The sequence below is a fragment of the Nostoc sp. genome (genome assembly GCF_036916575.1).
Lineage (GTDB): Bacteria > Cyanobacteriota > Cyanobacteriia > Cyanobacteriales > Nostocaceae > Nostoc.
The window spans coordinates 41507-49629 of sequence record NZ_JBALGC010000040.1; the positions used below are offsets into that span (position 1 = coordinate 41507).

General features: G+C 41.2%; 5 protein-coding genes. 2 read left to right on the forward strand and 3 right to left on the reverse strand.

Going from position 1 to position 8123, the window contains the following annotated elements; all coding sequences use genetic code 11:
* Window position 1 precedes the first annotated feature (1 nt).
* Both V7L29_RS10490 and V7L29_RS10495 read right to left on the reverse strand, forming a co-directional pair.
* Window positions 2-964, reverse strand: a complete 963-nt coding sequence (locus V7L29_RS10490; RefSeq protein WP_334735402.1) for a helix-turn-helix domain-containing protein — start codon at window positions 962-964, stop codon at window positions 2-4.
* Window positions 965-1563: 599 nt separating this feature from the next.
* Window positions 1564-2205, reverse strand: coding sequence for an HD domain-containing protein (locus V7L29_RS10495; RefSeq protein ID WP_442944170.1), 642 nt, complete (start codon window positions 2203-2205; stop codon window positions 1564-1566).
* Between the two features lie 407 nt (window positions 2206-2612).
* On the opposite strand from V7L29_RS10495, the gene pruA reads away from it, so the two are divergent.
* Window positions 2613-5588 carry an L-glutamate gamma-semialdehyde dehydrogenase gene (pruA, locus tag V7L29_RS10500; RefSeq protein ID WP_334735403.1) on the forward strand — a complete coding sequence of 992 codons (2976 nt, stop codon included), beginning with the start codon at window positions 2613-2615 and terminating at the stop codon, window positions 5586-5588.
* Between the two features lie 61 nt (window positions 5589-5649).
* Complete coding sequence (locus V7L29_RS10505) at window positions 5650-6093, forward strand: GNAT family N-acetyltransferase (RefSeq protein WP_334735404.1); 444 nt, start codon at window positions 5650-5652, stop codon at window positions 6091-6093.
* Between the two features lie 267 nt (window positions 6094-6360).
* Here the strand turns inward: V7L29_RS10505 and V7L29_RS10510 are convergent, their stop codons facing one another.
* Entirely contained in the window at window positions 6361-7929 is a 1569-nt protein-coding gene (locus V7L29_RS10510) for a calcium-binding protein (protein ID WP_334735405.1), read from the reverse strand.
* Window positions 7930-8123: the final 194 nt, after the last annotated feature.

The following is an 8123-nucleotide window of genomic DNA, read 5'->3' on the forward strand; positions in this document are numbered from 1 at the left end:
TTTATCTGTGACAGGACTTAGGACTCACCCCAAACTTCTTACGAAAAGCATTACTAAATGAAGGTAAGCTAGCATAACCTACTATTCTGGCTACTTCTGTGACATTCATATTTCTTTCAATAAGCAGCTTATAAGCTAGTTCCATTCGACAGTGATGCAGATAGCCAAACACCGTAGTCCCAAAAACCTGCTTAAAGCCTTGCTTCATTGTGCAATCATTTAAACCTACTTGTCGTGCTAGTTCAATAAGAGATGGTGGGTTGTCTAAATGTTTCAAAAGAATTTCCCTAACATTGTAGATGCGGTCAATATCTGATGGCTTGAGTTTATTAATCTGGAAGCAACCTTGGTTGATTTGTACTTCTTGCTCGACTACCATTGCTACCAGTTCCCAAACCTTACTTTCAAGATAAATTTGTTTAGTAAAGCCTTGATATGGACATTGAAGAATTTGCTGCACCGCTAAAAGCATTGCAGGAGTTTGAGTTCCATAGCGTTCATAAGTTGGTTGATCCCAACGTCTAATTAAATGTTGTAATTCTTTAGGAAGTTTACCAGATGTATTTTCTGCAAAGCTATAAAACACATTTGGATGTATGTGAATAGCTACTTCTACTACCCGCGCTGATGGCTCGAATACAGCGCACTCAGATGCCATACCACTGCCACTTAAAAAGTATTCTCCTGTCTTGAACTCAAGGTTTTTAAATTCGCTCTCTACTAAAATAAAGAATAGAAATTCTAATGGATGCTTTCGCTCATGACATTTTAAAATGAATGATTTGGGCTGCTGATAATTGGAAATGTCTAAAGATATGCCATCTCGTAGCTGAATATGTCGCCAATACCCTTCCCCGAATTGATACTTTCTTGTAATATCAAAACTATCTAAGATAGTATTATTAATTATCTCCGCTTGATCCAGTAGTTTTAAATAATCTGCTTGAGAAAGTATAAGGGTCATAGTAATAGTAAATTTATAAAAACTTGGACGTTTTTGTTGTTTCTATTTTAGAATTTTTGATTGCTATACTAAAGTTTTGAATGTCAAAATTCAATAAACTTTTTTATAGCAATGACACTAAAATTTATAATTATCTTTTAGCTGGATAACATCTTTTTCAGTAGTAATGAGTGCTTACCATAAATAAATGTTTTTTTATTCAGTTCATCTGGTAATATTGGTGGATCGTAATGTCTATATTGCCTGCTATCTGTCTTACATAAAGTAAAAAAAGCACATTGATTAATAAAATTTGATTTTGTTGGACTAAAATGTATCCAATCACAAATTAGCTAAAAATCCTTTGAAATAAAGAATTATAGCTAGCTCTCTGCTCATCACGTTGCCAAACTAACTAATAATAGTTAAAATTATCACTAAAACAAGTATTGTAAATGTAATCAATTTAACAGTTTAATCAAATTTTACCAACAATTACGGTATAAGAAGAAAGCAAGTCTTAATTGAAGATATGGATTGCGATGCCGAAGGCGGTTCGCTTCGCGACCATCACACTTACAAGATGACGAACAATTTGCCAGATGATTACACAGTCTTTATCAAAAACCACATCCTGAAGCCAAAGATTGAATTTCTTCCTGGATATTGCCACGCGCAGATCGTTCGGCGAACTCTGACATTAAAGGCGTAAAGTAGATACGCGATCGCTGTAAAAATTGCTCTAAAACCTGCCGACGACCTGTGATATAATCTGCCTCTGCCACCCAGCCATATTCCTGGCGAATGGCATGGGCGTATTCTGGATATTGGACTAGGTTAGTAGCCAAAATCGCTAAATCTGCATCAAGTAGAACTTGGCTATCATAGTCATCCATCGCGGCTTGATGGTCTTTAGTATTTAGAATAAGACGTGTGACAGTAGTTATGGTACTTTCTGGAATACCCAAATTACTCAGCAACTCAAAAGCATAGTCTGCGCTTTTTTGTTCATTATCTTGAGCTTGAGTGTCATAGACTACATCGTGAAACCAGGCAGCTAGTTGAACAGCAGCTAGGTTGTTGGTGTAGCCTTGCAAAATCTCAATTGTGCCCAGGACGTGATCAATGTGTTTGAGTGTATGGTAGTAGCGACCAGGGGTAGAGTAAGCTGCAACCAAGCGATTAAAGGCTTTCTCAGCCGCTACCTGGTCAACGCCAAAGGGTTGGAGTGTGTGTTGCCAGTTATAAAATAAAATATCCATAAAGTTTTCTATAGGTATAGAGTGAGTATACCCATTCTTAGTATTGGAAAAAATAAGTACATCCTGTCAAAACGACAGGTGGAAGACGCAATTATAGAAGAGGTAAGGGAAAATCCTTCCTGATGCCCAATTATCCCTGTCCCCAAAAATTCTGATGGTCGAAAGCCACCGCTTAGAATTCTCTTGCTGTCAGACTTCAATTTCAACTTCAAAAACCACTACTACAGCGGGCGCGTAAATCCAGCTATCATCTCAACTAACCAGACTTGGGGAAAATCCCCTTGTTAAAGGTAGGCGAACTGACGCCACAGTTTACTAGATATGGTGACAGCTTAATGAAAGCGTCAAAATAGAAGACACAGGCTTTGTACAAAAAGCCTTGCCTTGATTAACGGAGTTTATTCTCAGTGGTATTACAAGTAAAAACAAGCACCTACGAAGCTAAAACCCAAGAAATTGCTAAACAACTTCTAGCAGCAACGCAGGAAAATCGTTCGTTTTTTTCTTCCCTGCGGGATCAAATGCGCTGGGATGATAAATTACTAGCTTGGGCGATGAGCAATCCTGGGTTACGGGTGCAACTATTTCGCTTTATAGATACGCTACCTGCTTTACACAGTAAATCAGAAATTGCCTCACATTTACAAGAATATCTTGGCGATGAGTCTGTAGAATTACCGACAGCTTTGAAGGGGATGCTAAACTTTGCTAACCCCGACTCAATGCCAGGACAAGTTGCTGCTACAACTGTTGGCACAGCGGTTGAAACTCTTGCTCATAAATATATTTCTGGAGAAAATATTAAACAAGTCATCAAAACAGTTGAACGACTGCGAAAAGAGAAAATGGCTTTCACCATCGACTTACTTGGTGAAGCGGTGATTACCGAAGCCGAAGCGCAGTCTTATCTAGAACGCTATCTAGAATTAATCCAACAATTGGTGGAAGCATCGAAGAATTGGACAGCTATCCCGGCTATTGATGAGGCTGATGGCGAACCAATTCCAAAAGTTCAGGTTTCTGTGAAGTTAACGGCGTTTTATTCCCAATTTGACCCTCTAGATGCTAAAGGTAGTGAGGAGCGAGTTAGCGATCGCATTCGTATTCTCTTACGTCGTGCTCAAGAATTAGGCGCAGCTGTGCATTTTGATATGGAACAGTATGCCTATAAAGACATAACTCTCAGCATCCTGAAAAAACTGTTATTAGAAGAAGAGTTTCGGCAACGCACAGATATTGGCATAACAATTCAAGCATATCTGCGTGATAGTGAACAAGATACCAAAGACCTAATTTCTTGGTTGAAAGAACGTGGTTATCCCTTGACAATCCGCTTGGTGAAAGGTGCATATTGGGATCAGGAAACTATCAAAGCAGCCCAAAAGCATTGGCCACAGCCAGTTTACAACGACAAAGCGGCAACTGATGCTAACTTTGAAACGATCACTCAGTTATTGCTAGAAAATCATCAATATGTGTATTCTGCTATTGGTAGCCATAATGTGCGATCGCACGCTCGCGCCATTGCCATAGCTGAAAGTTTAAATGTCCCTCGCCGTCGCTTTGAATTGCAAGTCCTCTACGGTATGGGTGATAAGGTAGCAAAGGCATTGGTTGACAGGGGTTATCGGGTGAGAGTTTACTGTCCTTACGGTGAATTATTACCTGGGATGGCGTATTTAATTCGTCGGTTGTTGGAAAATACGGCTAATAGTTCTTTTTTACGGCAAAATATGGAAAATCGACCGATTGAGGAGTTATTAGCGCCGCCGATTGTCAAAGATGCAAAAAATGAAAATTCCGGCGTGTCCTCTTCCTTCCTTGGTGCTGCTGATAGCGATTACGCTGAGGAAGAGGTGAGAACGAAAGCGGCACAAGCTTTCCAAAGCATTCGTCAACAGTTGGGTAGAACTTATTTACCGCTGATTAATGGCGAGTATGTTAATACGTCAGAATTTATTGATTCTCTCAATCCTTCTAATTTCAGTCAGGTAGTTGGTAAAGTTGGATTGATGAGCGTTGAACAGACCCAACAGGCGATGCAAGCTGCGAAAGCAGCATTTCCTGGGTGGAGAAAAACACCAGCTAAACAACGCGCTGATATTTTGCGGAAAGCGGGTGATTTGATGGAACTCCGCCGCGCTGAACTTTCAGTTTGGATAGTTTTGGAAGTTGGGAAACCAGTTAAGGAAGCTGATGCAGAGGTTTCGGAAGCAATAGACTTCTGTCGGTACTACGCTGACGAGATAGAACGGTTAGATGAAGGTGTTAATTACGACATTCCAGGTGAAATTAACCGTTATATTTACCAGCCACGGGGTATTGCTGTAGTGATTTCTCCTTGGAATTTCCCGCTAGCGATCGCTTGTGGAATGACTGTTGCAGCTTTAGTTTCAGGCAATTGTACTCTCCTCAAACCTGCGGAAACATCTTCTGTAATTGCTGCCAAACTCACAGAAATCTTGGTAGATGCTGGTTTTCCCAAAGGTGTATTTCAATACGTACCTGGCAAGGGTTCGCAAGTCGGCGCTTATTTGGTAAATCATCCAGATACTCATGTGATTGCTTTTACGGGTTCTCAGGAAGTAGGCTGTAGAATTTACGCAGATGCGGCGATTTTGAAACCCGGACAAAAGCATATGAAGCGGGTAATTGCTGAAATGGGTGGTAAGAATGCCATCATTGTTGATGAAAGTGCTGATTTAGACCAAGCAGTTGTGGGAGTAGTGCAGTCGGCATTTGGTTACAGTGGACAAAAATGTTCTGCCGCTTCCAGGGTAATTGTGCTGGAACCGATTTATGATACCTTTGTGCAACGGTTGGTGCAAGCGACAAAATCCTTGAATATTGGGGAAGCAGAGTTACCGAGTACCCAAGTTGGGCCGGTAATTGATGCCAATGCCCGCGATCGCATCCGCGAGTATATTGAGAAGGGTAAGGCAGAAGCAGAAGTGGCGTTGGAATTACCAGCACCCGAACAAGGATATTTTATCGGGCCAGTCATCTTTAGTGAAGTATCGCCAAATGCGGTAATTTCCCAGGAAGAAATTTTTGGCCCTGTGCTGGCGGTAATTCGGGTGAAAGATTTCCAGGAAGCGTTAGCAGTTGCCAATGGAACAAACTACGCCTTAACTGGCGGACTTTATTCTAGAACACCTTCGCATATTCAGCAGGCACAGACAGAATTTGAAGTCGGGAATTTGTACATTAACCGCAATATTACAGGAGCGATCGTTGGACGGCAACCCTTTGGTGGATTCAAACTTTCTGGAGTAGGTTCTAAAGCAGGCGGCCCTGATTACCTCCTGCAATTCCTGGAACCACGCGCGGTGACAGAAAATATTCAGCGCCAAGGTTTTGCACCAATTGAAGGTGCAGATTAAACTATAGAAAAGGTGGGTTTTTCCCCACCTTTTTTGATATACTAACCGCAGACATAGTTTGATGAGTAATTTAGTCATAAAAGTTGCTGATTTCTCTGAAGAATTTCCAGCGATCGCAGCAATTAGAAAATCAGTTTTTCAGGAAGAACAAGGCGTAGATCCCGCTTTAGAATTTGATGGCAAAGATGAAATATCTCAGCATTTGATTGCTTATTTAGATGAGAAAGCTGTGGGTACCACCAGAATTAGATATTTAGATGATAAAACTGCCAAGATAGAAAGACTTGCTGTTTTATCTACAGCTAGAGGACAAGGTATTGGTAAAAAAATTATGATAAAAGCATTAGAGGTTATCGCTAAGAAAAATATTCCAGAAGTTGTGATTCATGCCCAAGAGTATATAAAAGTTTTGTACCAAAAATTGGACTTTGTAGAAGAAGGACAAATATTTCAAGAAGCTGGTATTCCCCATCTGAAAATGAGAAAAATTTCCTATTTAGTATAATGTATAATTGCTAGATCGATTGGTTTGTTAACAGTATTTTCATTCATAAATTGAATGCGAGATGCTATTATAGGCATCTCGCATTTCCATAATTTCTTATTTTTCTCTGGCTGGAATCATATCATGTCCGCCTAATTAGTTATAATTCCCGTATCTGTGCAAAAGCCTGAAAACTCTTTCTCCCCCAGCAAGAACTGCGCCTTGCTCCCTTGCAGTCTTAATGATAAGTCTTTCACTGAACATGATATCATGAAGCACTCATCACGATTAAACAACCAAAAAATTGTTTTCGGTTAGTGACAATCGATAAAATAGTTGTGCAAATTTTACCTGAGTAAATGCACCTGCACTGCCATCTTGGTCAAAGTACAATGCACCTGTAATGTCATCATAGATAAATCGCTGAACGCTAGTGGTTGCAGATGTTCCGATGGTAAACTGACTTTTCTGAAGAAAACCTGGTGATAACCCGCCACCAAAACCAGCAGCCGATACCTGAATATATTCATTACTTGCGTTGAAGTCATAAAGACTATCAACGCCTTCATTGTAACTATTGAAACGAAAGGTATCAGCACCATTCCCTCCATAGATGGCATCATTACCTTTCCCACCTGTCAAGATATCACTCCCAGCGCCACCGTTTAGGGTGTTATTGCCTGACGCGCCAGAGGCAGAGAGGAAATCATTGCCATTGCCGCCATCAAGTAAATTATTGCCTGTTGAATTGTCAACATTCAAGGTATCGTTACCAGCACCACCGTTGAGTGTATTATTACCTGACGTGGTACGATAGTATCCTAATGAGTCGTCAAAGTAGCCGGAGGCAAAGAGATAATCATTACCATTGCCGCCATCAAGTAAATTATTGCCTGTAGAAGCGTCAACATTCAAGGTATCGTTACCAGCACCACCATCGATGGTGTTGTTGCCAGAAGCGCCATCACCGACACCGTAGTTGTTAGATCGGCTAGAAGCAGAGAGATAATCATTGTCATCGCCCCCATCCAGTAGGTTATTGCCTTTTGAATAGTCAACACTCAAGGTATCGTCACCAGCGCTACCGTTGAGGGTGCTATTGCCCAAAAACCCATCGATCCTTCCCAAGAGTCCGATTCCGCCAGAGGCAGAGAGATAATCATTGCCATCGCCCCCATCCAGTAGATTATCGCCTATTGATATGTCAATATTCAAGGTATCGTTACCAGCGCCACCGTTTAGGGTGTTATTACCTGAGGATACATAGTCGCCGTATCTATTTACCTCGCCAGAGGCAGAGAAATAATCATTACCATCACCTCCATTCAGGAGGTTATCGCCTGTTGATAAGTCAACATTTAAGGTATCGTTACCAGCGCCACCGTTGAGGGTGTTATTTGCAGAAGCAACATCGCTGTCGCGGTAGAAAGCATAGGCACTAAGAGAATCATTGCCATCACCCCCATTCAACAGGTTATCGCCTGTTGATAAGTTAACATTTAAGGTATCGTCACCAGCGCCACCGTTGAGGGTGTTATTGCCAGAAGCGTTATAGAAGGTGTATTCGTTGTAGTAGTAGCGAGAGGCAGAGAGATAATCATTGTCATCGCCCCCATCCAAGAGGTTATCACCTGTTGAACCGTCAACATCCAAGCGATCGTTACCAGTACCACCGTTGAGGATGTTATTCCCCTCACCACCAATGAGAATATCATTCCCCTCACCACCAATGAGAATATCATTCCCCTCACCACCACGCAGCAGGTCGTTGTCACTCCTGCCGTCGATGCGGTCATTACCCCCCTGACCATTGATGACATCATTTGAGTTGTCAAAGCCGTTAACATTATTGTTCAAGTCATTAAGGAAGGTGACTGTGTTCTTGTTGAAGATAATGGTTTGGGTGGAGTTGGCATTGAAGACATCAAAGCTGTCACTAATGCTAGTTTGTCCATCAACTCACATCTTGCACCTAACCGAACAAACCCGTAAAAGGTAAATAAAAAGGAAAAAATGTGACGTTAGATGAAAGGTAAGCATTAAGTACAAGT

Excerpts from the sequence above, each read along its gene's own strand:
- V7L29_RS10490 (WP_334735402.1), bottom strand. The coding sequence starts at position 964 with ATGACCCTTATACTTTCTCAAGCAGATTATTTAAAACTACTGGATCAA.
- V7L29_RS10495 (WP_442944170.1), bottom strand. The coding sequence starts at position 2,205 with ATGGATATTTTATTTTATAACTGGCAACACACACTCCAACCCTTTGGC.
- V7L29_RS10505 (WP_334735404.1), top strand. The coding sequence starts at position 5,650 with ATGAGTAATTTAGTCATAAAAGTTGCTGATTTCTCTGAAGAATTTCCA.